The organism is Arthrobacter sp. MMS24-S77 (assembly GCF_054888235.1).
This window is the reverse complement of sequence record NZ_JBTZRN010000001.1, coordinates 3814852-3840893: the sequence shown is the minus strand read 5'-3', so window position 1 is coordinate 3840893 and position 26042 is coordinate 3814852. Positions and strand designations below refer to the sequence as shown.

23 protein-coding genes are annotated in these 26042 nt (G+C 64.3%); 11 read left to right on the top strand and 12 right to left on the bottom strand.

Annotation, left to right across the window (positions count from 1 at the left end; genetic code table 11):
* Positions 1–84: 84 nt before the first annotated feature.
* Genes ACX5I4_RS17645 through ACX5I4_RS17635 form a run of 3 tightly spaced genes read right to left on the bottom strand, consistent with a single transcriptional unit; the run spans position 85 to position 3398 of the window.
* The gene (locus ACX5I4_RS17645; protein ID WP_461837788.1) at positions 85–1437 is read right to left on the bottom strand and encodes an ABC transporter substrate-binding protein; all 1353 of its coding nucleotides are present in this window, start codon (positions 1435–1437) and stop codon (positions 85–87) included.
* Positions 1438–1490: 53 nt separating this feature from the next.
* Complete coding sequence (locus tag ACX5I4_RS17640) at positions 1491–2444, bottom strand: carbohydrate ABC transporter permease (RefSeq protein ID WP_461837787.1); 954 nt, start codon at positions 2442–2444, stop codon at positions 1491–1493.
* A gap of 12 nt (positions 2445–2456) precedes the next feature.
* On the bottom strand, positions 2457–3398 hold the full coding sequence (locus tag ACX5I4_RS17635; protein WP_461837786.1) for a carbohydrate ABC transporter permease: 942 nt from the start codon (positions 3396–3398) through the stop codon (positions 2457–2459).
* Between the two features lie 227 nt (positions 3399–3625).
* Here ACX5I4_RS17635 and ACX5I4_RS17630 point away from each other — a divergent pair, with 227 nt between their 5' ends.
* A complete protein-coding gene (locus tag ACX5I4_RS17630) occupies positions 3626–4828 on the top strand; it encodes a Gfo/Idh/MocA family protein (protein ID WP_461837785.1) in 1203 nt (400 codons plus the stop codon).
* Between the two features lie 14 nt (positions 4829–4842).
* Positions 4843–5862 carry a LacI family DNA-binding transcriptional regulator gene (locus tag ACX5I4_RS17625; protein WP_461837784.1) on the top strand — a complete coding sequence of 340 codons (1020 nt, stop codon included), beginning with the start codon at positions 4843–4845 and terminating at the stop codon, positions 5860–5862.
* 10 nt (positions 5863–5872) lie between these two features.
* Here the strand turns inward: ACX5I4_RS17625 and ACX5I4_RS17620 are convergent, their stop codons facing one another.
* The 6 genes from ACX5I4_RS17620 to acs all read right to left on the bottom strand — a co-directional run bounded on the left by ACX5I4_RS17620 (position 5873) and on the right by acs (position 14298).
* The gene (locus tag ACX5I4_RS17620) at positions 5873–6652 is read right to left on the bottom strand and encodes a DeoR/GlpR family DNA-binding transcription regulator (protein ID WP_461837783.1); all 780 of its coding nucleotides are present in this window, start codon (positions 6650–6652) and stop codon (positions 5873–5875) included.
* Positions 6653–6681: 29 nt separating this feature from the next.
* The gene (locus tag ACX5I4_RS17615) at positions 6682–8754 is read right to left on the bottom strand and encodes a beta-galactosidase (protein WP_461837782.1); all 2073 of its coding nucleotides are present in this window, start codon (positions 8752–8754) and stop codon (positions 6682–6684) included.
* Positions 8755–8760: 6 nt separating this feature from the next.
* Positions 8761–9672 carry a carbohydrate ABC transporter permease gene (locus ACX5I4_RS17610; protein WP_461837781.1) on the bottom strand — a complete coding sequence of 304 codons (912 nt, stop codon included), beginning with the start codon at positions 9670–9672 and terminating at the stop codon, positions 8761–8763.
* Positions 9669–10673, bottom strand: a complete 1005-nt coding sequence (locus ACX5I4_RS17605) for a carbohydrate ABC transporter permease (protein ID WP_461837780.1) — start codon at positions 10671–10673, stop codon at positions 9669–9671. The genes ACX5I4_RS17610 and ACX5I4_RS17605 overlap by 4 nt, the downstream gene beginning before the upstream one ends.
* Before the next feature lie 75 nt (positions 10674–10748).
* The gene (locus tag ACX5I4_RS17600) at positions 10749–12065 is read right to left on the bottom strand and encodes an ABC transporter substrate-binding protein (RefSeq protein WP_461837779.1); all 1317 of its coding nucleotides are present in this window, start codon (positions 12063–12065) and stop codon (positions 10749–10751) included.
* 196 nt (positions 12066–12261) lie between these two features.
* Positions 12262–14298, bottom strand: coding sequence for an acetate--CoA ligase (acs, locus tag ACX5I4_RS17595; RefSeq protein WP_461838766.1), 2037 nt, complete (start codon positions 14296–14298; stop codon positions 12262–12264).
* Between the two features lie 426 nt (positions 14299–14724).
* On the opposite strand from acs, the gene ACX5I4_RS17590 reads away from it, so the two are divergent.
* From ACX5I4_RS17590 to ACX5I4_RS17580, 3 genes are read left to right on the top strand one after another with little or no spacing between them, the layout of a single operon-like run.
* Positions 14725–15969, top strand: a complete 1245-nt coding sequence (locus ACX5I4_RS17590; RefSeq protein WP_461837778.1) for a hypothetical protein — start codon at positions 14725–14727, stop codon at positions 15967–15969.
* Between the two features lie 2 nt (positions 15970–15971).
* The gene (gene nth, locus ACX5I4_RS17585) at positions 15972–16772 is read left to right on the top strand and encodes an endonuclease III (protein WP_461837777.1); all 801 of its coding nucleotides are present in this window, start codon (positions 15972–15974) and stop codon (positions 16770–16772) included.
* Positions 16769–17449 carry an NUDIX hydrolase gene (locus tag ACX5I4_RS17580; RefSeq protein WP_461837776.1) on the top strand — a complete coding sequence of 227 codons (681 nt, stop codon included), beginning with the start codon at positions 16769–16771 and terminating at the stop codon, positions 17447–17449. Before nth ends, ACX5I4_RS17580 begins: the two co-directional genes overlap by 4 nt.
* A gap of 106 nt (positions 17450–17555) precedes the next feature.
* On the opposite strand, the gene ACX5I4_RS17575 is transcribed toward ACX5I4_RS17580, so the two are convergent.
* From ACX5I4_RS17575 to ACX5I4_RS17565, 3 genes are all read right to left on the bottom strand, one after another.
* Positions 17556–17756 carry a YegP family protein gene (locus ACX5I4_RS17575; protein ID WP_461837775.1) on the bottom strand — a complete coding sequence of 67 codons (201 nt, stop codon included), beginning with the start codon at positions 17754–17756 and terminating at the stop codon, positions 17556–17558.
* A gap of 241 nt (positions 17757–17997) precedes the next feature.
* Positions 17998–18861 (bottom strand): CHAD domain-containing protein, encoded by an 864-nt coding sequence (locus ACX5I4_RS17570; RefSeq protein ID WP_461837774.1) that lies wholly within the window; start codon positions 18859–18861, stop codon positions 17998–18000.
* Between the two features lie 43 nt (positions 18862–18904).
* Positions 18905–20599 (bottom strand): bifunctional 3'-5' exonuclease/DNA polymerase, encoded by a 1695-nt coding sequence (locus ACX5I4_RS17565; protein WP_461838765.1) that lies wholly within the window; start codon positions 20597–20599, stop codon positions 18905–18907.
* Positions 20600–20849: 250 nt separating this feature from the next.
* On the opposite strand from ACX5I4_RS17565, the gene ssd reads away from it, so the two are divergent.
* From ssd to ACX5I4_RS17535, 6 genes are all read left to right on the top strand, one after another.
* Entirely contained in the window at positions 20850–22103 is a 1254-nt protein-coding gene (gene ssd, locus ACX5I4_RS17560) for a septum site-determining protein Ssd (RefSeq protein ID WP_461837773.1), read from the top strand.
* The gene (locus ACX5I4_RS17555; protein WP_461837772.1) at positions 22100–23398 is read left to right on the top strand and encodes a TadA family conjugal transfer-associated ATPase; all 1299 of its coding nucleotides are present in this window, start codon (positions 22100–22102) and stop codon (positions 23396–23398) included. Before ssd ends, ACX5I4_RS17555 begins: the two co-directional genes overlap by 4 nt.
* Complete coding sequence (locus ACX5I4_RS17550; protein ID WP_461837771.1) at positions 23395–24186, top strand: type II secretion system F family protein; 792 nt, start codon at positions 23395–23397, stop codon at positions 24184–24186. The genes ACX5I4_RS17555 and ACX5I4_RS17550 overlap by 4 nt, the downstream gene beginning before the upstream one ends.
* Complete coding sequence (locus ACX5I4_RS17545; protein ID WP_461837770.1) at positions 24186–24848, top strand: type II secretion system F family protein; 663 nt, start codon at positions 24186–24188, stop codon at positions 24846–24848. The genes ACX5I4_RS17550 and ACX5I4_RS17545 overlap by 1 nt, the downstream gene beginning before the upstream one ends.
* 179 nt (positions 24849–25027) lie before the next feature.
* Entirely contained in the window at positions 25028–25369 is a 342-nt protein-coding gene (locus tag ACX5I4_RS17540) for a DUF4244 domain-containing protein (protein WP_461837769.1), read from the top strand.
* On the top strand, positions 25366–26001 hold the full coding sequence (locus tag ACX5I4_RS17535) for a TadE family type IV pilus minor pilin (protein WP_461837768.1): 636 nt from the start codon (positions 25366–25368) through the stop codon (positions 25999–26001). The genes ACX5I4_RS17540 and ACX5I4_RS17535 overlap by 4 nt, the downstream gene beginning before the upstream one ends.
* The last annotated feature ends 41 nt before the right edge of the window (positions 26002–26042 follow it).

Below are 26042 nucleotides of genomic sequence, written 5' to 3'. Positions count from 1 at the left end.
GAGTTGCGTTATGGGGGAGTGGGAGTCCGGGCGCCGCCGTCAAGGGAGTGAAGCGGCGGCGCCCGGACTGGTTCCTGGCTGGTGTTACTTGAAGAGGTTGTTGACCTGGTTGTTGGCGTCGGACAGGGAGCTGGCAGGCTTCTTGCCGCTGAGCACTGCGTCCATGGCGGGCTTCATGATGCCGTCAACTTTGGCAGCCTTGTCCGCGATGGGGAAGAGGAATGTGGTGTTGTCCTTGACTTGGGTGGTGAAGGCGGAGACGTCTACACCCTTCGCCGCGAAAGCCTTCGCGGCCAAGTCCGAGGAGGTGGAGATAGCGGGGAAGACCACTGCCTTGTTGGCAACGACGTCCTGGCAGGCCGAGGAACCGAGGTATTCAACCCACTTGGTGGCTGCTGCGGGGTTCTTGGTGCCGGCCCAGATGGAGTCCGCAAGGCCGTTGAACATGGACGCGCGCTTGCCGCTGGGGCCCACCGGGGTGGGGGCGATGGCAGTTTTGATGCCCTTGTAGCTGGTGTATTGGCCGATCATCCACGAGCCGCTGGTATTGATTGCGGCCTTGCCGGCGCCGAAGTTGTCCGACACACTGGCCCCTACTGTCGTTTCAAGTTTGGGCATGTAGCCCTTGTCCGCGAGTCCGGCCCACCAGGCGATGGTCTCCTGGAACTTGGGGTCGTCGTAGTTGAACTTGCTGGCCCACGGGTTCTTGTCCGTGGCGGTCCAGCCGGTGGTGGCTGCGAGGAAGCTCCACTGGGTCTGGCCCTGTCCGGAACCGGAGGACTCCAGGCCCAGGCCGTAGACGGCAACGTTGTTCTTGTCGAAGCCGGCTTCGTCTCCACGCTTGCCGTTCTTGTCCACGGTCAGGTGGGCGATGGTCTTTTCGTAGCTGCCACCGTCCTTGGGATTCCAGTCCAGCTTGGCCATCTGCTCGGCCGAGATGCCGGCGGAATCGGTCATGGCCTTGTTGTAGAAGAGGCTGATGGTGTCCCAGTCCTTGGGAAGGCCGTAGCGCTTGCCGTCCTGGCCCACCCAGAGATCGGCCAAGCCCTTGTTGTAGCTGTCCAGCTTGACGCCATCCTTGGCCACGGCGTCGTCGAGGGCCAGAAGTTGCTTCTTGGAGGCGAACTCCGGGTACTTGGACAGGTGGTCCGTGAAGACGTCCGGAGCAGTGCCGGACACAAATCCGTTGGTCAGCGTGGTCCAGTAGTCGTCCCAGCCGCGCTGGGTGATCTTGATCTTGATATCCGGGTTGGCCTTCGTGAAGTCGTCCGCGCACTGCTGGTAGGCGGGCAACTGGTTGGAATCCCACAGCCAGTAGTTGATTTCGCCCTTGGCCGTGCTGGAGGCGGGTGCTGAGCCGCCACAAGCCGAGAGCGATAGCGCGACGGCCGCAGCGACGGCGACGGCAGCTGCGACGGTGCCAGTGGATTTCTTCATGGTGGACCTTTCGGGGGTTGCGATAGAGCGGGGTGTTGGTTGGGGAGGGAGAACTACTTGATGCCGGAGAAGCCGATGGAGTTGACTACCTTCTTGCCGAAGGCGATGAAGAGGAGCAGGACCGGCAGCGCTGCCACGAGCGTGGCGGCCATGAGCCCGCTCCAGTCCGGTGCGCCTTGCGGGGATTGGGACTTGAAGACACCCAGGCCCACAGTGAGGACGCGGACGTTCTCGTCCTGGCCCACCAGGAGCGGCCAGAAATACTCGTTCCACTGACCGATGAAGGTCAGCAGCGCCAGGGTGGCGAGCGGAGCTGCGGCGTTGGGGATCACTATCTGGAAGAAGATCCGGAGGTGCTTGGCGCCGTCGAGCATGGCTGCCTCTTCCACTTCACGGGACATGCTCAGGAAGAACTGGCGCAGGAAGAAGATGGCGAAAGGTGTCATGAACATGTAGGGCAGTGCCAGGCCGGCGAAGGTATTGAGCAGGCCGAGGTTCTTGATCATCAGGAAGTTGGGCAGGGCCGTGAAGATCGGCGGGACCATCATGGTGGCCAGGAAGATCGCGAAGACCTTGTTCCTTCCCGGCCAGCGCAGTCGGGAAAAAGCGTAGGCGGCCATCGCACTGAAGAACACTTGGCCTGCCGTGGTCATCGTGGCGAAAACAATCGAGTTGCGCAGGTACAGCCAGAAGTTGATGGCGGCGCCGGAACCGCCCTCGGCAATTGCCTGCTCGGGGCTTTGGAGCCCCAGGACGCGTTGGAAGGCGCCCCAGCTGAAATCTGCAGGAAGGAGATTGCCGGCATTGGAGGCCAGCGAATGATTGCTGGACAGTGCCGTCCGCAGCATCCAGAGGAAGGGGGCGATCGTGACGACGACGGCGATCACCACGAGGACCCAAGCGCCGGTACGGCGCCAGTTGACGGGTTTCGTGCGACGCGACTGCAAGGAGCCGACGACGGCGGTAGCGGACTCGCGGGTGCGGCGGGAATTGGTGGAGGTACTCATGGCGGGGTTTCCTTAGTCCAGGTCCGTCTCGTTGCCTTTGAGGAACTTCATCTGGATGAAGGCCACCAGGGCGAGAATGATGAAGAGAATCACGGACAGCGCCGACGCGTAGCCAAAGTCGGACTCGCCGAAGGCCTTCTGGTAGATGTACATCTGGATGACGCGGGAGGCGTTGACCGGTCCACCGCCGGTGGTCACGGCGACCGTGTCGAAGACCTGGAACGAACCGATGACGGTGACCACCAGGACCAGCACCAGCACGGGGCGAAGGAGCGGCATGGTGATGCTCCAGAACGTCCGGGTGGGGGAGGCTCCGTCAAGGTTGGACACCTCGTAGACGTGGTTGGGGATGGACTGCAGGCCGGCGAAGATCAGCAGCGCGGTGTAGCCCATGTGCCGCCAGACATTGACGAAGGCGATGGTGGGAATGGCCCACTGTTCGCTCCCGAAGAATGCGATGCGGGGAAGGCCCAACCAATTGATGATCTCGTTGACGATACCCAGCTGGTAGTCGAGCATCCAGAACCAAAGCAGAGCCACGATCACGTTGGCCACCAAGAACGGGAGCAAGAGCGCGCCGCGGATAAACGTCGATTTGGCCACGCGGTGCATGAGCAGCGCGAGTCCGATGGCGATGACGGTCTGGAATCCGATGTTCAGCGCGACGTACTGGACCGTGACGGCCATGGCGTTCCAGAACAGATCGTCGCTGAAGATCGCCGTGTAGTTCTTGATGCCGATCCAGGTGGGATCACCCAGGATGCTGTACTCGGTGAAGCTGAGGTAGATGCCCCGGATGGTGGGGATCAGGAAGAAAACTACAAAGCCGATCAACGCCGGGAAGATAAACAGAAGTGCGATCTTCAGGTCCCCGATCCGGCGAATGCTGAACCTGGACGGTTTGCCCGATTGGGGTGGTGCGGCGGGCTCCGCTTGTTTGGCAAGGGTGGTCATCTTCGACCCTTTCCTGACTGTGATGTGGGTTACAACTGGATGAAATCTACACGAGTAGATCAGGGAGGGTCAAGAGGTTTTGTTAGATTTTGTTCGATTATTTTGGATTTATTGCGTTTTGTTGACTCGAGTAGATCGTAGTGATTCACTGGCCTGAGCCACCCGTCGGAGATATCCGTTCCGGCGAGAGCACCCTGAATCCACCCACACACATCGAAGGGCTAACAATGACGTTTTCAATGGGAGTAGTAGGACTTGGCCAGTTTGGCGGCCAATTTGCCCACCTCTTCAAACTCCACCCCGGGGTTTCCGCGGTCTACGCGGTGGATGAGCTCCCCGAGCGGGCAGCCAGGGCCGTTGAGCAATTGGGCCTCGACGGAACAATGGACAGCTTCGATGAGTTGCTGGCCTCCGACGTCGACGCGGTCGCCATCTTCACGCAGCGCTGGACACACGGTCCATTGGTGATCAAGGCGCTCCGTGCCGGGAAGCATGTCTACTCCGCTGTTCCCATGGCAATCTCGGAGGACCAGATCGCCGGGATCATCGCCGCCGTGCGTGAGACCAAGCTTGTCTACGCCATGGGGGAGACCAGCTACTACAACCCCGCCACGGTCTACGCGCGCAAGCAGCACGCCGCTGGCAAGTTCGGCCGCATCTTCTACACGGAAGGTGACTACGTCCACGACATGGACTTGGGCTTCTACGAGGCCTACCAGTACAGCGGCGGCGAAAACTGGAAGGCAACCGCCAGCTACCCGCCCATGCTGTACCCCACGCACGCCATCGGCGGTGTCCTGGGTGCCGTGCCTGGACATGCCGTGAGCGTCAGCTGCATTGGCGTCAAGGACGATCGTGGCGACGGCGTCTTCGACAAGGAAGTCAGCATGTTCGACAACGACTTCTCCAACGCCACGGCGCTCTTCGAAATGAACGACGGCGGTGCGATGCGGACCAACGAGATGCGCCGCGTGGGCTATCCCTCGCACATCCGCGAGTCCCGGTTCCGTTTCTTCGGCACGGAGGCCAGCTTTGAGCAGCTGGCCACCACCACGCTGTGGCAGGACAAGGAAGGCGTGCTGGACGTCTCTGAGCAAGTGGAGACCAAGCCGAGCATGTCGGCCGACGACCCCTCTCTGGCCGACGTCGCCCCGGAGCTTCGCGGTGCCTTCATCTCCGGCCTCGCTCCGGTGCACGACGCCGGCCGCCTGCCTGCGGAATTCGAAGGCGCCCCCACCGGGCACGAAGGCAGCCACCAGTTCCTGGTGGACGATTTCGTCACAGCCGTGAACAAAGGAAGCCTCCCGCCGGTCAACGCCTGGGTGGCAGCCCGCTTCACGCTTCCGGGCGTCGTGGCACACGAATCGGCCCTCCGTGGTGGCGAGCGGCTCCCCATCCGCGACTTCGGAGATGCCCCCGAAGCTTTGTAGCTAGCATGATCACCATGACATCTTCGGCAGTGCACACCCCGCGCGGACCTGTGACGCGCAAAGACGTGGCCCGGTACGCCGGGGTGAGCACCGCCGTCGTGAGCTATGTGGTGAACGGTGGCCCCAAGAAGGTGGCGCCGGCTACTGAAGCCAAGGTGCAGGACGCCATTCGGATCTTGGGGTACCGGCCGAACGCCACCGCGCGTGCGCTCAAAATGGGGTCCAACCAAACCCTGGGCCTGGTGATTCCGGACTCCAGCAACCCGTTTTGGGCACTGCTGGGACACGCGGTGGAAGTGGCTGCTGCCGAGCGCGGATATGCCCTGTTGCTGACGAACTCAGACAACAAACTGGACTCCGAGCGCCGCCACATCCGCAACCTCGCCGCCCGGCAAGTTGATGGCGTAGTCCTGGCCAGCGTCATGTTTGAACCCGACCTGGTGGAGCTTGTTGCGGCCGAAATCCCCTCGGTCCTTCTCAACCACGCCGCGATCGCCCCAGGCTTCAACAGCGTGGGCGTGGATCTTGAAGCCGGCGCCCGCTTGGCCGTGGAACATCTGATCAGCCACGGTCACAGGAACATCGGCCTTGCCATGGGCATTACGGCGGACAACGTGACGGACGGACGGGAAGAGGGGTGGTTGCGGGCTCTGGAAGCCGCGGGACTGCCTTCTGGGCCACTTGCCCGCGACGGTTTCGACCGCCCCGGCGGCTATGCGGCCGGTCAGCGACTACTCGCCTCGGACAACCGTCCGACGGCGATCTTCGCCAGCTCCGATATGCAGGCAGTCGGGGTTTTGCGGGCAATCCGTGAGGCAGGTCTATCCGTTCCGGAGGATATCGCCGTCGCGTCATTTGACGGCTCGGTTGAGGCCGAGTACAGCTGGCCGGCGCTGACCACCGTGGAGCAGCCCGTGTGGGAGATGGCAGAGGCAGCAGTGTCCGCCCTGGTGGGTGAGAACCGCAACGAACCTCCGCAGCACAGACTCTTCCCGACCCAGCTTCGCATCCGGCAATCGTGCGGGTGCCCGTAGCCGGTTCCGCTCAGGGCGTCGCGATCCTGAGCTTCCCGACGCCCTCGGCGAGGATGCGCCGGGCATCCTCGCCGAGATGCGAATCCGTCACGAGTACGTCGGCCTCTTCCAGTTGTGCAATCGAGGCGATGCCCACGGTTCCCCACTTGCTGTGGTCCGCCAAGACCACCACGTTGCGCGCCGCACTGATGAACGCCCGGTTTGTTTCAGCTTCCTGCAGGTTCGGGGTAGTGAATCCGGCATCTGCGTCCATGCCGTGGACGCCCATGAACAGCGTATCGAGGTGCAGCTGCTTCAGGGCAGCCGTGGCAATGGGGCCCACCAAGGCGTCCGACGGCGTCCGCTCGCCACCCGTGACGATGACCGGGAAACGCTCGCGCGAACCCAAGGCATTGTGGAACAGATCCGCGATCCTGATGGAGTTCGTCACCACCGTGATCTTTGGGCCGCCCAGGAGTTCCTTGGCGAGCTCGTAGGTGGTGGTTCCGGCGCTCAGGCCTACGGCCATGCCTTCGTGGACGAGGGTGGCGGCCTCGACCGCGATCGCGTGCTTTTCATCGATCAGCTGGGTGGACTTCAGTTCGAAGCCTGGCTCGTGGGTCCGTGCATCGCCGGGTATCTTGGCACCGCCATGGATGCGCTCGACGAGCCCTGATTCCTCAAGCGACTCGATGTCGCGCCGAACGGTCATGGCGGAGACGCCCAGTTGTTGAGCGAGATCCGAGACACGGACAACCCGTTCGCGCTGGACGGCGTCGACGATGGCGGTGTGGCGCGCTGCCTGAAGCATCGGAGCCTTTCTGGAAGGACGGCAGGTGGTTAGGCGGGAGTGGCGACGACGGCGACGCCTCCGGCAGTAAGGTTTAGCGTACCTCCGGTTGCGGTTCCGCTCAGGAGCTCGACGCCGTCGAGCGGCACGTCCACGTCGCGGGCGCTGTGGTTGATGACGAAGGTCCAGTCCGTGGTTCCGTTGCTCCTGCGGACGATTTCCACGTCCTCCGGCGGCTGAACGCCCAGGACCGGCTCCACCCCGGCGTCTGAGCAGAGGAGCTGGACCAGTTCGGCCAGCCCCGTGGGGCCCAGGCTGGTGGCGACGTAATAGGCGGCGCCGCGTCCGCTCGCTCCCGCTCTGCGGGTCACTGCCGGAGAGCCACCGACGCCGGACCCGCCCCGGCTGCCTATGCCACCTGGGCCTGCGCCGCCGTCGAACGTGGCGAGAACCTCAGCGCCGGTCGCCTTCCCCAGCTCGCTCCACAGCGTCCCGGAGCCGAACTGGCTCAAGCCCACAGTGTCTCCGGAACGCAGCGGGAAGAATTCCTCCATGCTCACGCCCAGCAGTTCGGAGAACGCCCCGGGATATCCGCCGCCGTTGACCGGGTCCATCCGGATGTGGTCGTTCTCGTCAACGATTCCGGAGAAATAGGTGATTACGAGGGTTCCACCGGCTTCGACGTACTCGTGGAGCCTTGCCGCGCCCTCATCTGTGACGAGGTACAGCATAGGCGCGATCACCAGTTTGTAGCCGGAGAGGTCGTCCGTGCTTCTCCGGATGTCCGTGGTGACGCCGGCCCGGAAGAGGGCATCGTGCCAACGCCGCGTTTCGGGGACGTTCCGGGCGTCCTCGCTGGGGTGCGAGTCCAGTTCGGTGCCCCAGCGGGCGTCGGTATCGTGGATGATGCAGGCCTCGGCCTGGACCGTGGAACCGGCCACTTCCGAAATACTCTCGAGCGCGCGGCCCAGTTCCACCACTTCGCGCCATACCTTGCTGTCGCGGCCAGCGTGCGGGACCAATCCGGAATGGTACTTTTCGGCCCCGGCCCGCGAGGCGCGCCATTGGAAGAACAACACGCCATCGGTTCCGCGGGCCACGTGTTGCAGGGAGTTGCGCAGCATTTCACCGGGCACTTTAGCCACGTTTCGGGGTTGCCAGTTGACTGCCGAGGTGGAATGTTCCATCAAGAGCCACGGTTTGCCCTGCGCCCAGCCGCGGGTGAGGTCCGCCGTCATGGCCAGATCCTGGAAGTTCCGTTCGTCGGCGGCAATCAGATAGTGGTCGTTGGAGACGACGTCCATGTGCCCGGACCAGCGCCAATAATCCACGGGGGCGTTCAGGCCCATGTTGAAGCCCATGAAATTCGTGGTCACCGGATGCTTCGAATAGGCCCTGATAATGTCCGCCTCGGCAGTGAAGCACTCGAGGAGCGCATCGGAGGAGAACCGCGCGAAATCCAGTTGCTGGGTGGGGTTCACCCAGGTTCCCGAGCGGCGCGGCGGCAGGATCTCGGCCCAGTCGTAGTAGTGCTGTGACCAGAACGCCGTGCCCCACGCCTCGTTGAGCGCGTCCAGGCTGCCGTACCTGTCCCGGAGCCACTCCTGGAAGCCACGCTCCGCATGGGGACCGAAGTCCGGTTGGTTGTGGCAGCCGTATTCGTTGTGGACATGCCACATCACGACGGCGGGGTGCCCCGCGTAGCGCTGCACGATCGCCGTCGTCAGGGCTGCTGCCGCCCGGCGATAGTCCGGCGAGCACGCCGCGAAGGCCTGGCGCGAACCGTAACTTTGCCGGACGCCGTCGGCATCCACCGGGAGCGAATCGGGGTACTTGCGGCTGAACCACGGCGGGGGAGAGGCACTCGCATTGGCGAGGTCCACGCTGATGCCGTTGGCGTGGAGCAACTCAAGGACCCTGTCCAGCCAGCCGAACTCGTAACGGCCTTCCTCGGGCTCAAGCAAGGCCCAGCTGAAGATCCCGACGCTCACCAGGTTCACCCCGGCTTCCTTCATGAGGGCGACGTCGTGTTTCCAGAGCTCTTCGGGCCATTGCTCGGGGTTGTAGTCCCCGCCGAAGGCGATCCGGCCGCCCAGCTTGTCAACGATGTAATCCATGGCCATGCGTTTTTATCCTTTGCTGGAACCGAGCGTGAGGCCGGCTACGAATTGGCGCTGCAGCGCGAGGTAGATGATCAGGGTGGGTATCAGGGTGATCATGGCGCCCGCGGCAATCAGGTTGTAATTGCTGAGGAACTGGCCCTGGAGGTTGTTGATGGCGGTGGTGATGGGCAAACGGTCGCCGCTTTGGATGAAGAGCAACGGCCAGAAGAAATCGTTATAGATGAAGATGACTTCCAGCGTGCCCAGCGCCGCGAGGGCGGGCCGGCAAAGCGGCAGGATGATGTTCCAGTACTGCCGCCAGATTCCTGCCCCGTCCACCAGCGCGGCCTCCGTGAGGTCGGACGAGAGGGCCTTCATGTAGTTGGAAAGCACGAAGGTGCAGAAGCCGATTTGGAAGGCCGTGTCCACGGCGATCACGGAAATGTAGGTATTGAGCAGGTTGCCGGAATCGCTGAAGGAGTACGGGAGCGAGAGGTGCTTGAACATTTCGAACAACGGCGCTGCGAGGACTTGCGGTGGCAGGAGGTTGCCCGCCGTGAACATGATCAGCAGCGTGATGTTGAATTTCCAGTTCACCCTGGAGACGGCGAAAGCCATCATCGAGGCAAAGAACAGCGTCAATAGCACCGCGGGGGCGGTGATGAGCACGGAGTTCAAGAGATACTTCGAGAACCCGCCTTGGGTCCAAGCCTGGATGAAGTTGTCGAAGTTGAAGCTGCCGCCAAAACTGAAGTAGCCGAACTTGTCCGTGTCGGCTTTGGGCCGCAGTGCGGTGTACAGGGACCAGCCCAGAGGTATCAGCCACATCACGGCCATGACGGTCAGGAAGATATGGGTCCCGTAGTGGCGCTTGCCGGAGTTCCGGGATACGGCCGCGGCTCCTGCTGTGCTCGGGATGGGGTTGGCGAGAGTGCTCATGCCTTGCTCTCCTTGCCGAAGGTGCGGATGAGGTAGAAGACGATGGGGATCAGCGAAATGACCAGGAGGATGACCGCTAGGGCCGAGCCGACGCCGATGACCTGGCCTTCACCGACGAGGTTCTGGATCACGAGGGCGCTGATCAGTTCAAGGCCGTTGGTTCCCCGGTTGATGATGTACACGATGTCGAAGGCACGCAGCGACTCGATGATGGTGATCACCACGATCACGATGTTCACGGGCCGCATGGCCGGGAAGACGACGCGGAAGAACGTCTGCACGGCGTTGGCGCCGTCAATCGACGCAGCCTCCCGCAGGGACGGGTCCACACCCTTGAGCCCGGCCAGGTACAGGAGCATGACGTAGCCGGCGTGGCGCCACGTAGCGGCAACCATTGCCGCCCAGATATTGACGTTGGAGTCGCCGAACCAGTCCACGGCCCGCGGAGTGCCGGCCGTCCCGAGCAGGTAGTTAAGCAAGCCGCTGTCGCGGTTATAGAACAGTTGCCAGATCACGCCGATGAGGGCCAGGGACAGCATGACGGGCGTGAAAAAGATGCTTTGGTAGATCTTGCTGCCGCGGATCTTCTGGTCCAGAAGCACGGCCAGCAGCAGGCCGAGGGGTGTCGCGATGAGGGCGAGGAACGCGAGCCACAGAATGTTGTGCTGCATCGCTGGCCAGAACGGGGGATAGTCCTGGACCACGAAGCGGTAGTTATCCGTTCCGGCTGCCTTGATGTCCTTCAGGTCCAGGCCGTTCCAGCGGGTGAAGCTCAGCACGATGGAGAAGAGCGTGGGCAGCCAGACCAGCAGCAGTTGGATCAGGGTAGGCAGACCCACCATGATCGCGAGGACCAACTTGTCACGCCGGGTGAGGCGGCGGACTTTGCCTGCCTTACCCGGTCGCCTGCCGGGGCCGGGGTGACCCTTGCCGGCCGTGGTTCGCCCGGCAGCGCCGGGCTCGCTGTCCGGTGCTGCCGGTTTTTCGGCGGTAGTACTCATGGGGATTCCTTCAGTTTGCAAAAGGTGGCCCGACGACGGCGGGCGGAACCGCCGTCGTCGTTCCTGTCACGGCAACTACTGGGCGGCGTAAAGGGTCTTGGCCTGCGCTTCCAGGTTCTTGACGTCCACCGTGCCGTCCTTGATGAAGGACTGCAGCGCGGGGATCATCACGTTGTTGGCCATGGCGGGGAGGGCATCGCGGTCCAGGAACTGGCTGATGTACTTGGCGTTGGCGATGGTGTCCGCGCACTTCTTGTTCAGCGCGGTGAACTTTGATGTGTCGGCGCCCTTGACGGTGGCGATGTTGGAGGTGTCCACGGCTGCGTAGGCGTTCTGGCCCTCGGCAGATCCCATGAAGGCGAGGAAATCGTGGGCTGCCTTGTTGTCGCCACCCTTCTTGGAAAGGAGCAGGCCGTCGATGGGGGCCTCGACCGCGTCGGTGCCTTCCACGGCGATTTCCGGGAACGGGAAGAAGTCGATGTCCGCCAGCACCGTGGGATCGGTGAACTGCTGGGTGACGAACGAGCCCAACAGGTACATGCCAGTCTTCTTGGCTTCGAGGGCCTTGGCCGCATCCTGCCACGTCTGGCCGAGGGCGTTAGGGTCTTGGAACGGCAAGAGGGCCTTCCAGGTGTCGAAGACGTCGCTGACCTTCTTCTGGTCCCAGCTTTCCTTGTGGGCTGTCAGGTCCAGGTGGAATTGGTAGCCGTTGAGGCGCATGTTGATGTAGTCGAACGTGCCCATGGCGGGCCAGCCGTCTTTGTCCGCGAAGCCGATGGGGATGATGCCGTCGGACTTCATCTTGGCGGCCAGGGTCTTCAGTTCGTCGAATGTCTTTGGTGCGGTGTAGCCCTTTTCGGCCCAGAAACTCTTCCGGTAGAAGAAGCCCCAAGGGTAGTTGTAGTTGGGGACCAGGTACATCTTGCCGTCCGGCCCGGTGGAGGCCTTCTTCATGGCGTCGGAGAAGTTGCTGCCGATCTTTTCCCAGACGTCATCCACAGGAGCCAAGAGTCCCTTGCCCGCGTAGTACTGCATGCGGTAGCCGGCGAACCAGGTGAAAGCATCGTCCGGACTGCCCTGGAGGTAGGAGTTGATCTTGTTCTGGAAGTCGTTGTGCGGAACAACGTTGGTGGCCACGGTGATGCCGGTCTTCTTGGTGAAGGCATCGGTGACGGCTTTGTATGCGTTCTTGGGCACATCGTCCGAAGAACCTGAGCCGAAGGTGAGGCTGTTCGATGAGGCTCCCGGAGCGGGGCCGGAGCCGCCGGTGCAAGCAGCCAGCAGCGGGATGCCCGCGAGGCCGGCGGCACCGATACCGAGCGTTTTCAGGATGGTGCGGCGTCCAGGCCCAGCGTTGTGGGCCGACTGGAACGGGTCAAGATTCGCTGCCATGTTCTCTCCCTTGAAAAGCGTGGTGCTTGTGAGTTATCTCACGTAGAACTCGACTATAACCGCTCAAAAGAGAACATGAAAGAACTAAATATAACATTCTTGCGACGGCGGGTTTCATGACAAAGGCGGCGTTCCTCAGGGAGAGGACCGCCGCCCTTGCGTAGTGGCTTGGCGCCTTGTGTGGCTTGCCGAGTGCCTACTTCTTCAGCGACTCCGCGATCTGGGCCATGATGGTGGGGTCGGAGAGGGTGGTGGCGTCGCCTACTTCGCGGCCTTCGGCGACGTCCTTGAGGAGGCGGCGCATGATTTTCCCGGAGCGGGTTTTGGGCAGTTCGGGGACCACGAGGATGTGCTTGGGTTTGGCGATGGGGCCGATTTCCTTGCCGACGTGGTTGCGCAGTTCCAGGACGGTGGAGTCGCCGTCGTTGACGGCGTCCCCGCGCAGGATCACGAACGCGACCACGGATTGGCCGGTGGTCTCGTCGGCGGCCCCGACGACGGCGGCCTCGGCGACGGCGGGGTGGGAGACGAGGGCGGATTCGATTTCGGTGGTCGAGAGCCGGTGCCCGGAGACGTTCATGACGTCATCCACCCGGCCCAGCAGCCAGATATCGCCGTCTTCGTCCTTTTTGGCGCCGTCGCCGGCGAAGTACATGCCTTCGAAGCGGGACCAATAGGTGTCCTTGAACCGTTCGGGGTCTCCCCAGATGCCGCGGAGCATCGCGGGCCAGGGTTCGCGGACCACGAGGTAGCCGCCGTGCCCGTCCGGGACGGACTCGCCGGCCTCGTCCACGACGTCGATCGCGATGCCCGGCAGCGGGACCTGCGCCGAGCCCGGCTTGGTCGCGGTGACCCCGGGCAGGGGCGCGATCATCTGGGCGCCGGTCTCGGTCTGCCACCACGTGTCCACGATGGGGGCCGGATTTTCCTTCTTCTCGCCGTTCTTGCCGGCGTTGGAGCCGATGACGTCCCGGTACCACATCCAGGCCTCGGGGTTGATGGGCTCACCCACCGAACCGAGGACCCGGATCGAGGACAGATCGTACCGGGCCGGGATCTCCCGGCCCCACTTCATGAACGTCCGGATCGCCGTGGGTGCCGTGTAGAGGATGGAGACCTTGTACTTCTCCACGATTTCCCACCAGCGGCCCTGGTGCGGGGAATCCGGGGTGCCTTCGTACATGACCTGGGTGGCGCCGTTGACCAGGGGTGCGTAGGTGACGTAGGAGTGGCCGGTGACCCATCCGACGTCGGCGGTGCACCAGAACACATCCGTCTCCGGGTGCAGGTCGAAGACCGCCTTGTGGGTGTAGGCGGTCTGGGTGAGGTAGCCGCCGGTGGTGTGCAGGATGCCCTTGGGCTTGCCCGTGGTCCCGGAGGTGTACAGGATGAACAGCGGGTGTTCGGCGTCATGCCCGACGGCGGTGTGCTCGGCTGAGGCGGCGCCGACGGTGTCGTCCCACCACTGGTCCCGGCCCTGGACCCAGTCCACGGGTTCGCCGTTGCGCTTGACCACCACGACGTTCCGGACCGAATGTCCCTCTTTGGACAGGGCCTGGTCCACGGCGGGCTTGAGCGGGCTGGGCTTGCCGCGCCGGTAGGTGCCGTCCGCGGTGACCACAAGCTTTGCCTCGGCGTCATCGATCCGGGAGCGCAGGGCGTCGGCCGAGAAGCCGCCGAATACCACGGAGTGCACGGCGCCGATCCGGGCGCAGGCCAGCATCGTGATCACGGCCTCGGGGATCATGGGCAGGTACACGGCCACGCGGTCGCCCTTCGCCACGCCGAGGGACTCGAAGGCGTTCGCTGCCTTCTTGACCTCCTCGGTCAGCTGCGCGTAGGTGTAGGAGCGCGTATCGCCGGGTTCGCCCTCGAAATGGATCGCCACACGGTCCCCGAGCCCGTTCTCGACGTGCCGGTCCAAGGCGTTGTAGGCCGCGTTGACCTTGCCGCCGACGAACCACTTGGCGAACGGCGGGTCGGACCAGTCCAGGGCCTGGCCGAAGTCCGTGTCCCAGTCCAGGAGCTCGCGGGCTTGCCTGGCCCAGAACGCGGGGAGGTCCGCATTTGCTTCCGCGTAGGCTTCGGCGCCGACTACTGCGTTGGCGGCAAATTCCGCGGTGGGCGCGAATTTCCGGTTCTCGTGGAGAAGGTTTTCGAGGGCATCGCCGTTGCCTGTCCCGTCAGGTGCGGGTGCAGCGGTGGTCGTCGATCCATTGGCGTCCTGGGACATGTGAACCTCATCATTCATCGATCTCTGCTGCGCGGGTCCTGTGGCGGGCCGCCCGACCCACTCACGCCAAGCTTGCACGGCGTTGGGCTGCGGCGCCTCACGGGGTTCCGCAAAGAGCTTTTCCGGAACCCACCTTAGCGTTTTGAGCTGACAACAAGTGTCTGCGGTCACAATCTGGACCGTGAGCGGCGTCTGATTCGCGCTGAACGGCTCCGACCGCTCTGAGGGTAGCTCCAAAAGAGCCGGACATTACGGAGCCGCCTCCCGGTCTCCGCGCACGTGCCAGCTAGTGGACTGTCAGAAGGGTGGCATAGGCTGAAGAGGTCTCGAGACGCGAAGACCTGGCGCCCCTGCCTGGCCCGAAAACACTGGGTGAAGCCTTGGGCGGCAGCGTACCGGGCACCGCCGTACAAAGGAGATTTGCACATGAACCAGACGAGCCAAGGCCCGAAATACGGTGCGCTCGCGCCCGGATCGGCCCCCGAAGCAGCAACTGGAGCCGGGGCGCCAGAGCCCGGTAGCAAGACCTCCCCGAAGTACCAAGCGGTACTGGGTCCTTTCACCACCCGGGACGTGGCAGTCTTCGGGTCCACCTTGCTGATGTTTGTCGGCTCGCTCTTGCCGATGTTCGGCGGCCGGTACAACCTGTGGAACCTGGACAACCTCTTTTTCCTGGCCTTGGGCATCATCCTTCCCCTCGTGGTGACGGCTTTGTTCGTTGCACGGCGCCTGCAGCCGGGGAACGTTGTGAGAATCGGTTCGCTCTCGATTGACCAGTTCGCTTCGGTTGTGGCGTCGTTCGCCGTGACCATGTTCTTCCTCTCCACAGCAGGCGCGTTTACTGTTTACGCGCTCGTGGGCCTGATCGGCTCTCTGGGCCTTCTCGCTGCGACGGTCCTGGCTCCGCACCTGCCGGTGCTCCGCGAGGACTTCAAGGGCCGGGCCGAGCAGCCCGCGCACGTTGTGGCCCGGGAAGCAGCCATCCCCACCCGCAAGCCCGTCGCGCCGAAGCCGGTGGTGCCCAAGCCCGAAGCTTCCGCGCCCGCCACCCCGGTGCCCGTCACGTCGGCGCCCGGAGCTTCCGCGCCCGAAGCTTCGGCGCCGTGGGCTCCGGCAGCCGCCGCTCCGACGTCGTTCGGTCCCTCCGACGCAGCACCCTCCGACGCAGCTCCTTCAGACGCGGCACCTTCAGACGCGGCACCGTCAGGCGCGGCACCGTCAGGCGAGGCACCGTCCAATCCGGCAGCAACAGAGTCCGCTGCCGCCGCACCCGCCGCGACCCCCGTCGCCGGGGACGCCGCCGTCGTACCCGCCGAGCCCGCCACGGACACCGGAACGGCCACCCAGCACATCGGGACAGTTAACAGGGCAGGTGCGGGGAACCAGCAACCCCATCTCGAGCAGACCAGGGCGCATCAGATCATCGGCGCCACCGTTGATCCGGCGGCGCGAACGGACGACGAAGAACACGGCTCCGGGTACGAGGCCTTCTGGTTCGCCGTGGCGCAACCCCGTACCGTCGTCGACGAGCACACAGGTGTTCCCGTCTTCACCATCGAACCGGGCGCGTGGGTCCTGGCCCTCGAGGACCGCGGCGAGGAATTCCTGGTGCAGGATACCGACGGCAAAGTGGGCGTCCTGCGCGATCTCAGCCACATCGAACGCGGCTAGCCATGCCCGCCGTGGACACCGTCGTCGAAACCCCGCTGGCTTTGAAGCGGCGTGCGCGCAAAATCAACAAGGCACTTGCCGAGCTCTATCCCTACGCCCACGCGGAGCTTGATTTCCGAAACCCGTTCGAACTTGTGGTGGCCACGGTGCTGTCCGCCCAGACCACCGACGTGCTGGTCAACCAGGTCACCAAGATCCTGTTTGCACGCTATCCGGATGCCCGGAGCATGGCCGAGGCCGAGCCCGCCGAGCTGGAGGCGATCCTGCAGCCGACCGGTTTCTTTCGCGCCAAAGCGAAGAACGTCCTGGCCCTCAGCACGCGCCTGGTGGACGAGTTCGACGGCGAGGTTCCCGGCAGGCTGGAAGATTTGGTGACGCTCCCCGGCGTCGGGCGTAAGACGGCGAACGTCGTGCTCGGCAACGCTTTCGGCGTTCCGGGAATCACGGTGGACACGCATTTCGGCAGGCTGGCCCGCAGGTTTGGGTGGACGACATCCGAGGACCCGGTGAAGATCGAGTTTGACGTCGCCGAACTGTTCGAGCCCAAGGACTGGACCATGCTGTCCCACCGGGTGGTTTTCCATGGCCGGAGGGTCTGCCATGCGCGCAGGCCGGCGTGCGGAGCGTGTCCGGTGGCCAACTGGTGTCCCAGCTACGGTGAAGGCGAGACCGATCCGATCAAAGCCGCCAAGTTGCTCAAATACGAACTGGCGCCGGGCAACGAAGAGCTTTTGGCAAAGCTGCTCGCCGAGACCCACCGTGCTGCGGAGATTCGGATGGAATCGCAAAGGAGACGGCGATGACCGCGCTTGAAGACTTAGTCAGTCTCATCACCAAGATTGATTCCGGTCTGCATCCAGGCCCCGATCCGCGGATCGCCGCCGCAACGGTGGATCCAGACAAAGCGCGAAAAGCCGCTGTGCTCATGCTGTTCGGCGTCTTGGACGATGTCCCCGCTGAATCCGGGAAACCGGTGGCTCCGGCCGACTTGGATGTATTGCTCCTGGAGCGCGCCCACACACTGGACGATCATCCGGGACAAGTGGCGTTCCCGGGCGGCAGCATCGATCCCGAGGATGAATCGGCCGTAGCGGCAGCCCTCAGGGAAGCGGTAGAGGAGACGGGCCTGGACAGCGGGGGCGTGCAGGTGCTGGGCGTCATGCCGGAACTCGGGCTGATCCGCAGCAACTTCGTCGTCACTCCCGTGTTGGCATGGTGGGCATCGCCGTCGCCCGTTCGCGTTGTGGACTATGCCGAATCGGCGCAAGTGTTCCGAGTTCCCGTGCGGGACCTCCTGGACCCCGACAACCGTTACACCGGGACGCTCACCCGACTCGGCCGGACCTTCTCGAGTCCCGTCTTCAAAGTCAACGAACTAGTGGTCTGGGGTTTTACCGGAATGGTGCTCAGCGGCCTTTTCGACGCCTTGGGGTGGACGGTTCCGTGGGACGCGGAGCGCGTGCTCGAAATCGAGATTTAGCCCCGCGGGCGTGCAGCTTTCAGGTCCGGTGCCGGCTGGTCCGCCGCTGCTGGTGCGTCTCGATGTGCCCGCCGGTCCGCCTAGCGGCGCCCGCTGCCGGACCCCGCTACGCTGCGCGTCGGGCTGTTTTGGAGTGATCCACGACGATGCCCGTGGCGGCATTTTCCCGCACGGCCGTGATGCCTGCCACCACGGCTTTCAGGTGTTTGAACTGCGGAGACTCTGCCACCAGCGTTCCATCGGCTGCCATCAGCCGGAAGCGGTAGGCATCTTCGCCGTCTTTGAGAATCTCGAATCGTCCAGCCATCGTTGCTGTTCCCCCTTGTATGCTGCGTCGCACGGTTAGTGCGTCCTTGCACTGTGGCGTCCCTCACTTCGGACGCCTTGAACGAGCCTATCCAGAAGGAAGGGGAGGGTTGAAGTTACTTTGGGGTACATTACTCGCCAGGGTCATGCCAAGTTCGTTTCCGCCATATGACTCGCTTTCGGCGCTGCCGGAGGCTATGGTCCCGGTCCTGAGAAGGCGCGGCCCTCAAAAGCCGCGCTCCTTAGAAAATCAGCGCTCGCCTCGGGGCCGGCACGGGGTATTCCGCAATGGCCATCCGGAATTCTTCCTCCGCGTTGAGTCGCCGCCGGACTTCCATCGCCCCCAACCTTTGGGCGTCTTCCGCGTCTACGCCGGGGGTGTTGGCCAGTTCCCTGATCCAATCGCCAGCCACGACGGCGTCGTGCTGCTCGCCCAATAGCCGCTGCAGGCCGATCGCTGGTTGGATCACTCCGGCAGCATGGTGGCTGAAGGCGTCCGCAACCGCCTCCACCGAGTACCGGAGGCACTTGACGTCTTTGCGGGCTTGGTGGAGTGCGGCATTGCGCACGTCCGGGTCGTCGGTGCCCGCCTCCTCCGCGAGGCTGTGCTGCAGCCGCTCCCACTGTACTTGGAGGCGTTCCGCAAGGTCCGCCGTCGGGGGCTTGTAATCCGTGGCGTCGGGGGCTTCCAGTAGCGCCGCCCTGGCACCCCGCACCGTCCGCCTGCTGCGTTTGCGACCGCCGAGGGCGGTCGCCAGCCTGGCGCTGGATGATTCCAGTTCCTCAACTGCCAGGCGCAAGGACTCGGGAGCGTTCCAGGAATCCTTCGTGTCAAGGGAGAGGCGTATCCTCTGGGCCAGGACGTAGGCATCCCGGGACTCGCCGAGCGACGTTGCCAGCCACCTGACTTCCTCGCGCGCCGGCCGGGGGAGCTTCGGGACCAGCCCGCGATAGCAACTGAGCACGGAACGGATCCGGCGAAGCGCGAGCCTGGCGTTGTGCACGGCTTCCGGGTCGGCCGCCCCGATCAAGGGCAATTGGCCCTCCAGCTCTGTCAGCTGGAAGGCGATGTATGCGGCCAATAGCGTCCGGCCTTTGCTTCCCACGGGGCAATCGTCCTCCGCTGTTGAGCCGGGGGCAATAGGGTGCCTACTTAGCCTTGTCGTACGAATCGACGACGGCGATACTCACCGGAAATTCCACCGGAACCCGCCCGAACAGGAGCTCCTTCGCGGCTGCCGCGGCCTCTTCGATGGCATTGATGCAGGCATCCACCGACTCGACTGGCGCGTGAACCATGACTTCGTCGTGAAGGAAAAACACGAGTTCCCCAGCAGGCACGCCATTGACTCGCGCGGTGCGCAACCGCCGTCGAAGTTCGGCCAGCCAGCATGACGCCCAGTCCGCCGCGGAACCCTGCACCACAAAGTTCCGCGTGAAACGTCCCCGTGACCGGGCGATGTTGTCCGCTCGCCGCTGTTCTTCCGCCGTCGTAGACTGCTGGCTGCGGATCCAGCGCTCCGACGGCGGCGGGCTGCTGCGGCCCAACCTGGAGGTCACGGTACGGCCGGCTTCGCCGTCGCGGGCTGCCTGCTCGACGAAGCCGACTGCTCGCGGATAGGTGCGGGTCAGCTGGGGCATAAGCCGACCTGATTCGCCCGTAGTGGCGCCGTAAATTGCACCCAGCAGCGCGATCTTGGCCTTCGCCCGGTCGCCACCGAAGCCTTGCGCGGCGATGCCGGCGTACAGATCCTTGTCCCGGGCGGCTTCGGCCATTTTGGAGTCCTGGGCGAGTGCCACCAGGACCCGCGGCTCAAGCTGCGAGGCATCGGCGACGATCAACTTGTGACCCGGGTCGGCGTGCACCGCGCCCCGGATCTGGCGGGGGATCTGCAAAGCCCCGCCTCCCCTGGAAGCCCAGCGGCCGGAAACCACGCCACCCACCACGTACTCGGGACGGAACCGGCCTTCGTTCACCCAAGCGTCCAGCCATGACCAGCCATTGGCCGTGAACAAGCGGGAGAGCTTCTTGTATTCCAGAAGGGGCTCGATGGCCGGGTGCTTTGATTCCTTGAGTTCCCATTGGCGGGTTGTCTTCACCTCAATGCCGTTCCGATGGAGGGCACGCATGAGGTCCTGGGGTGAGTCCGGGTTCAGCTTGGGAGTGTGGAGGATCCCGCGAAGCTGGTTGCAGAGCGCCTCGAGCCGGGCCGGCCGGTGGCCGACGAGAGGGCGGGGACCGAGGTGGCCCTCGAGGATTTCTTCGTGCAACGTCTCCTGCCACGGCACGCCGGTGAACTGCATTTCCGCGGCAATCATGGCGCCGGCGGATTCCGCGGCCAGCAGTAGTTTCAGGCGGTGCTGGCGGCCTTCTTCCGCAGAAGCCTGACTGAGCGCGTGCTGCTGGGCCGCGAACTCGGCCCGGATGTCCTTGAGGCCGGGCTGCGTGCTGCGCGGGACAAGATCGTCAAAGAGCGCGTCTTGCTCTGCGGGAGGTGGGGGAGGCTGGAGGACGCGCGAAGGAACCGGCATTTCATCGTCCTGCGTGAGCTTTTCGGCGCTCTGGGCATAGTCAGTGTGTGCCGTGAATTCCGAGTGGACCAGGATGCCGCGGCAGAGTGTGAGGTCATGGCACCGTTCCAGTTCTACGCCGGCCTGAAGCATCGCCGGGTACCAATCCTGCGTCCGGGTCCAGACCCAGCGCGGCCGCTTCTTTTCCAGTTCGCGCACGACGCCGGGAAGATCGGCTTTTCGCACGACGCGCGGCTCGGCCAGGGCTACTCCGGCGGCATCGGCATCCTGAATAGCTGCGCCGTCTGGATGGGCGGCGAGCAGCAGGTACATGATTACAATTCTGCCCTGCGGTTCAGTGGAACCTTGCACTTTGCGGACAACGGCTGTCCGCGATGCCTCTGTACGCAGTGCGTCGGCGTCCGAAGCGTTGGTGCGTAGCGCTTCGGTGCGCGAAGCGTTGGTGCGCAGCGCTTCGGTGCGCGAAGCGGACCTGTTCTCCACAGGGTCATTTGTGGTTGTTTGTCCACATACGCCAATACGGCTCTTCAATGCTCCCGGGGAACCGGGGGACAGTGGCTCCATGAGCGGGCAACATCTCCAACAGAGCGACGACGGTGGCGGCAGAGTCGGCGGTAACGGCGGCGACTGGAACAGCGCCGGCGGCGGCCTTTCTGGCACGGACCCAGGGAGGGGCAGCAGGCCCGACGCCAGTGTGCGGGCGGCTGCTGGTGCCGGAAAGGCGGCCGGCGCTCCCTCCGGGCTCGGGGCGGTGCCGGGCGAGTCATGGCTTCCAGTCGATTCCGGCGAAGTCCTGTTGGTGACGGGCAATACCCGGCTGCAGGCTGAGACGGAGAGGATCGCCGCGGCCGTCGGCGCCAGTCTTCGCACCGCGGTCGACTCGTCGGAGGCCATGTCGGTGTGGGACTCCGCGGCGATGGTGCTGCTGGGCAGCGATATCCGCGAACTTCCGCCCCGACGTCGTGCACCGTCCGTCTTGCTGGGACTCCACGGTGAGGGGGACTCTTTGTGGAAGTTAGGGGCGGCCTTGGGGGCCGAACGCGTCGCTGTGTTGCCGGACGCTGCGGCATGGTTGGCGGAGCACCTGAGCCGCTCCCATGCCCCTGAACCCGGAGGACTGGTGCTCGGAATGACAGGAGGATGCGGCGGTGCAGGCGCGTCCACGGCCGCAGTCTGGCTGGCCCAGGAAGCGGCCGTCCACGGAGTGCGGACCCTGTTGGTTGATGGTGACTCCCGCGGAGGCGGTCTCGAGCTTTGCCTTGCTGCTGAAGACGCGCCGGGACTGCGATGGCCGGATCTTGCCGGCGCCAGTGGAAGCATCGGCCCCGGGCAGCTGAGCGACTCACTGCCTGTAGCGGGTGGATTCTCCTTCCTATCCTGGCCCGGCAGCCGCGACCACCCCCTGGACGTCGGAGCCGGTGCGGTCGCCGCTGTTCTGGATGCGGCGAGACGGAGCTTTGAACTGGTCATTGTCGACATTGGCCGCGGAACAGAATCGCTTGGCAGCTTCGGCTGGGACTGCGACAGGATCCTCCTGGTAGCCCCGTCGCAGCTCCGGGCAGCAGTCGCCGCGGCCCGGCTTCTCCAGGAGCTGCCGCCCGTGGACACAGCGCTCGTGATCCGCCGGAACACCGCTTCTGCAGTGGACGGACCCCTCATTGCCGAATCGCTCGGCCTACCCCTCCACGGCGTTCTGCCCGAGCTTCGTGGAACCACTGCGGCTGCTGAGCTCGGACGTCTGCTGGAGTTCGGCAAGCGCAAGGCTGTGCGCCGCTTTGCGAGGTCTGTCCTTCAACTACTCGACGGAGCAGCATGAGTGCCCCCGGATTCCCAACCGGCGGGCGCCGCCGTCAGGCCCAGCGCTTGGACGCCGCGCTCCTTGAAACCGTCCGGGAGACCGTTATGTCCGACGCCGGACCTGTCACCCCGTCGCGGGTGGCCGCTGCCGTCCATGCCACGGGCCGGCTACTCGGAACTGCAGGTGCGCTCGCCGCGGTCGAATCAATCAGCGCCGAACTGAGTGGGCTGGGACCTCTCCAACAGCTTGCACAGGATGCTTCCGTGACGGACATCTTCGTGAATGGCCCGGACTCCGTCTGGTTCGACCGCGGCAAAGGCCTGGAAAGAGCCCAGCTGCACTTCGACGGCGAACCTCAAATCCGTGCCTTAGCCTCCCGGCTTGTGGCAGCCGGCGGACGTCGCTTGGACGACGGCTCACCGTGTGTCGATGTCCGACTCGACGGCGGCTATCGGGTGCACGCGGTGCTTCCGCCGATTTCCACCGCCGGAACCTTGTTGTCGGTGCGGATCCGGCGCGAGGAAGTGTTCACCATGGACGAGCTTTGCGAGGGCGGAATGTTCGGGCCACGTGTACAGCAGGTGTTGCAAGCCATGATTGACCGCAGGTTGAGCTTTTTGATCAGCGGTGCGACTGGTTCCGGGAAGACCACATTGCTGTCCACGATGCTCGGGCTGAGCAATCCCCATGAGCGCCTTGTACTGATTGAAGACGCCTCAGAGCTGAACCCGGTGCACCCGCACATCGTGTCCCTTGAGTCCAGGCACGGAAATCTTGAAGGCGGCGGCGTCCTGGACCTCGGTGAGCTCGTGCGGCAGGCGCTGCGGATGCGGCCGGACCGGCTCATCGTCGGCGAATGCCGAGGAGCCGAAGTCCGTGAACTGCTGACGGCGCTCAATACCGGCCATACCGGTGGCGGCGGCACGATCCACGCAAACACCGCCGCCGCCGTTCCCGCCCGGCTCGTTGCCTTGGGCGCGCTTGCAGGCCTGAGTAGGGAAGCCGTCCGGCTCCAACTTTCAACGGCATTGGATGCCGTGGTCCACGTCGAACGGACCCCGGCCGGCAGGAGAGTTTCGTGTATCGGACTATTGGCGGACGGCGCCACAGGCCAAACCGTGGTGCCTGCCGTGGAATTGCACGCAGACGGGGCTGTCGCCGGCCCCGCTTGGATGGAGCTTGCAGCCCGCCTTGAGCTCGACCAGGGGGTTCTGCCTGGTTCACCTGACGCGCTGGGGCGGCAGCCTTCGTCCGAATTGCCGGGGCCGCAGGGACGGATTGCCCGTTCGGATGATCTTGGAGCTGTCGAGTGACCGGATTCCTCATGTTGGTCCTGGCAGTCACTGTGTGGGTGACATTCCAACCGTCCCGGCGACGTGGCAAACGGGTGGTGCGCGCTCTGGCACCTGCCCCCTCGTCTCCGGCCGCAGCGCGCAGGCCCCGGAGACGCGCCCGCGAGGACGCGTTGCCGCTCACGGTGCTCGTGCAGCAGGTGGCTGCGCTCCTCCGAGGCGGCCGGTCGCCGTCGAGGCTCTGGGAGGAACTGTGGATGGTGCATGGCTATGGGGACGAGGGCGATGCTTCGCTCGACGCCAGGATACCGAGAGCGCGCGGGAAAGCTTCGGGATTGCCCAGGCTGTCGTCCGAATCCCTTCGCGTTCTGGCGGCAGCACGGTCGGCCTCGATGATCGGGGCGTCCGTCGCCGACGCCATTAGAGCGTCGGCGGCGAAGGATCAGACAGCCGGGCTTCCCGTGGAACGGCGAGTCTGGGGAGAACTTGCCGCATGCCTGGACGTTGCTGAGGCAAGTGGTTCTCCGCTGGCGGACGTGTTGACGCGGTTTGCCTCCCAGCTTGAAGCGGAAGACGACGCCGGCGATGCTCGGCAGACTGCACTGGCCGGTCCGAAAGCGACCGTGCGTCTCTTGACATGGTTGCCGGTATTCGGGCTTGGACTCGGCATGGTGCTGGGCGTGGATCCTTTGGGGATACTGGTGGCCAATGGCGTCGGATTGGCGGCACTCGCAGCCGGGATCGTCTTGACGGTGGCGGGCAGAATCTGGTCATCGCGCTTGGTGCTCGCGGCGGCGGGCATCGACTGATGAACTCGGTTTTCCCTGCCATCGCGGTGTCCGTCGTATTGATTTCTGCAGTAGTCCTCGTGCTGGCGAATCCGGGAAGAACCCGGCGGCATATGGCTCTGAGGATGCTTCGCGGTTCGCCTGGCGGAATTGACCCGCCGAAGGACCTTCATGGGGGCCCGCCCTCTGGTGTGGCTCGGAATTTCCAGGGGCGGAAGTCCCGTGGGTGGAATTCCCGAGGGCACGAAGGGCTGCGTAACGTGCCAATGATTCTGGAGCTGGTAGCCGCCATGCTCGATTCAGGGGCCGGACTTGGACGGTCCCTCGAATTGATCGCTGGATGCGCGAGCCCCGAGCTCAGCCGCTCCCTTGGATCTGTGGTTTCCGCCCTGGACATCGGGACGGACTGGGAGACGGCGTGGCGGAGTTCGGGCCAGCAGTGCGATGAAGCACGCAAGCTCAAGGACGCCCTCGCCTTCGCCGCCCTGACAGGAGCGCCATCCTCGGCCATTCTTTATGCCCAGGCAGCCCGCTTGAGGCGTGAACAGTTCAGGGCAGCGGAAAAGCGCGCAGCGGCCCTCGGGGTGAAGCTCGTGATCCCACTGGGTTTGTGTTCCTTGCCCGCCTTTATCTGTCTCGGAGTCGTCCCGGTGCTGTTGGCCATGCTTCCGTCAACGGGATAGTCGGGCGCTCAGCCCGAACCGGCCGCGGTGCGTGAGGCGCCCGCTCGAGTTTTCCTCCACATGGAGCGCCAGAAGCGAGTTTTCCACTTAGAAGACTTGGGTCCTTTTGAAGACCGGACGCCAGCGGGAGAGTCATAGTACGGCCGGCAGCATGCCGGTCCCAGCGAAAGGAATTGAAAATGAATGCAACCGCGAATACTTTGGTCCACGTCACCCCGTCCCGTGCGGAGGCCGAGGTCCTTGAGCTGTTCCCGGGCTCACAGCGAAACCAGTCTGTCCGGCCGCCCATGCACCCACATTCCTCCAGCGAAAGCCCCACGCGGTCCGACGACGGGCTTCCCGCAATCAGGCCGTCCAGGAAACGGCTCACGGGGTCCGAGCTCGGGATGGCCACAGCCGAGTACGCCATCGCCACCCTTGCCGCGGTGGGGTTCGCCGGACTCTTGGTGGTCATTCTTCGCAGCGAGGAAGTACGCGGTTTCCTCCTCAACCTCATTCGCAGTGCACTTGCCCTGCCATGACGAGAAGGCAGGGTTCCAAAAGTCGTGCTGAGAATTCGGTACGCCCGTGGGTACCGGCTGTGAGGCGCGGGAGGCACAGCAGCCACGCCCGGCGGCATTCTTCTGCCAGACGGTCTTCTTCGGAGGAGAAACTTCATGGCTCGGGGAAGGGCCATCGGAGTCAGGCTCTCCCTGACAGGGATCGAGGTGCCGTCACTGCGGAGTTCGCCGTGGTACTGCCAGCTGTCTTGCTTCTTTTGGCCTTACTTCTCGCCGGATCCGCGGCCGGAATTACCCAGCTGCGTTTGGAAGAAGCAGCGAGGGCAGGTGCCCGGGCCTTGGCCCGCGGTGATGGAAATTCGGCCGTGGACGGGATCGTCCGGAGATTGGCAGGGGATGCCGCCTCGGCTGTTGTTTCGGAAGACGGCGAATGGATCAAGGTCACGGTCTCCGCCCCGGTAGCCGGCCCGCTCGGATCCCTCATCCCATGGAGGCTTTCAGCCGCGGCGTTGGCCAGGGGAGAGACACCGCGGGGGTCAGCGGCCACTTTGCCCTGGTTCGATGTTGGGGACAGCGTTGTTGAATTCCACGGTGCCGTGCCGGCGGTGGCGAGGTTGGGACTCCAACGTCTTGTGGACGAGGTAGCGGCGTGAGGGCTTGTATCGCCCGCGCCAATGGCAGCCGTTGTCAGGCG

Bases quoted from the DNA above. Each gene is read 5' to 3' on its own strand.
- ACX5I4_RS17645 (WP_461837788.1), bottom strand. From the start codon at position 1,437: ATGAAGAAATCCACTGGCACCGTCGCAGCTGCCGTCGCCGTCGCTGCG.
- ACX5I4_RS17640 (WP_461837787.1), bottom strand. From the start codon at position 2,444: ATGAGTACCTCCACCAATTCCCGCCGCACCCGCGAGTCCGCTACCGCC.
- ACX5I4_RS17635 (WP_461837786.1), bottom strand. From the start codon at position 3,398: ATGACCACCCTTGCCAAACAAGCGGAGCCCGCCGCACCACCCCAATCG.
- ACX5I4_RS17630 (WP_461837785.1), top strand. From the start codon at position 3,626: ATGACGTTTTCAATGGGAGTAGTAGGACTTGGCCAGTTTGGCGGCCAA.
- ACX5I4_RS17625 (WP_461837784.1), top strand. From the start codon at position 4,843: ATGACATCTTCGGCAGTGCACACCCCGCGCGGACCTGTGACGCGCAAA.
- ACX5I4_RS17620 (WP_461837783.1), bottom strand. From the start codon at position 6,652: ATGCTTCAGGCAGCGCGCCACACCGCCATCGTCGACGCCGTCCAGCGC.
- ACX5I4_RS17615 (WP_461837782.1), bottom strand. From the start codon at position 8,754: ATGGCCATGGATTACATCGTTGACAAGCTGGGCGGCCGGATCGCCTTC.
- ACX5I4_RS17610 (WP_461837781.1), bottom strand. From the start codon at position 9,672: ATGAGCACTCTCGCCAACCCCATCCCGAGCACAGCAGGAGCCGCGGCC.
- ACX5I4_RS17605 (WP_461837780.1), bottom strand. From the start codon at position 10,673: ATGAGTACTACCGCCGAAAAACCGGCAGCACCGGACAGCGAGCCCGGC.
- ACX5I4_RS17600 (WP_461837779.1), bottom strand. From the start codon at position 12,065: ATGGCAGCGAATCTTGACCCGTTCCAGTCGGCCCACAACGCTGGGCCT.
- acs (WP_461838766.1), bottom strand. From the start codon at position 14,298: ATGTCCCAGGACGCCAATGGATCGACGACCACCGCTGCACCCGCACCT.
- ACX5I4_RS17590 (WP_461837778.1), top strand. From the start codon at position 14,725: ATGAACCAGACGAGCCAAGGCCCGAAATACGGTGCGCTCGCGCCCGGA.
- nth (WP_461837777.1), top strand. From the start codon at position 15,972: ATGCCCGCCGTGGACACCGTCGTCGAAACCCCGCTGGCTTTGAAGCGG.
- ACX5I4_RS17580 (WP_461837776.1), top strand. From the start codon at position 16,769: ATGACCGCGCTTGAAGACTTAGTCAGTCTCATCACCAAGATTGATTCC.
- ACX5I4_RS17575 (WP_461837775.1), bottom strand. From the start codon at position 17,756: ATGGCTGGACGATTCGAGATTCTCAAAGACGGCGAAGATGCCTACCGC.
- ACX5I4_RS17565 (WP_461838765.1), bottom strand. From the start codon at position 20,599: ATGTACCTGCTGCTCGCCGCCCATCCAGACGGCGCAGCTATTCAGGAT.
- ssd (WP_461837773.1), top strand. From the start codon at position 20,850: ATGAGCGGGCAACATCTCCAACAGAGCGACGACGGTGGCGGCAGAGTC.
- ACX5I4_RS17555 (WP_461837772.1), top strand. From the start codon at position 22,100: ATGAGTGCCCCCGGATTCCCAACCGGCGGGCGCCGCCGTCAGGCCCAG.
- ACX5I4_RS17545 (WP_461837770.1), top strand. From the start codon at position 24,186: ATGAACTCGGTTTTCCCTGCCATCGCGGTGTCCGTCGTATTGATTTCT.
- ACX5I4_RS17540 (WP_461837769.1), top strand. From the start codon at position 25,028: ATGAATGCAACCGCGAATACTTTGGTCCACGTCACCCCGTCCCGTGCG.
- ACX5I4_RS17535 (WP_461837768.1), top strand. From the start codon at position 25,366: ATGACGAGAAGGCAGGGTTCCAAAAGTCGTGCTGAGAATTCGGTACGC.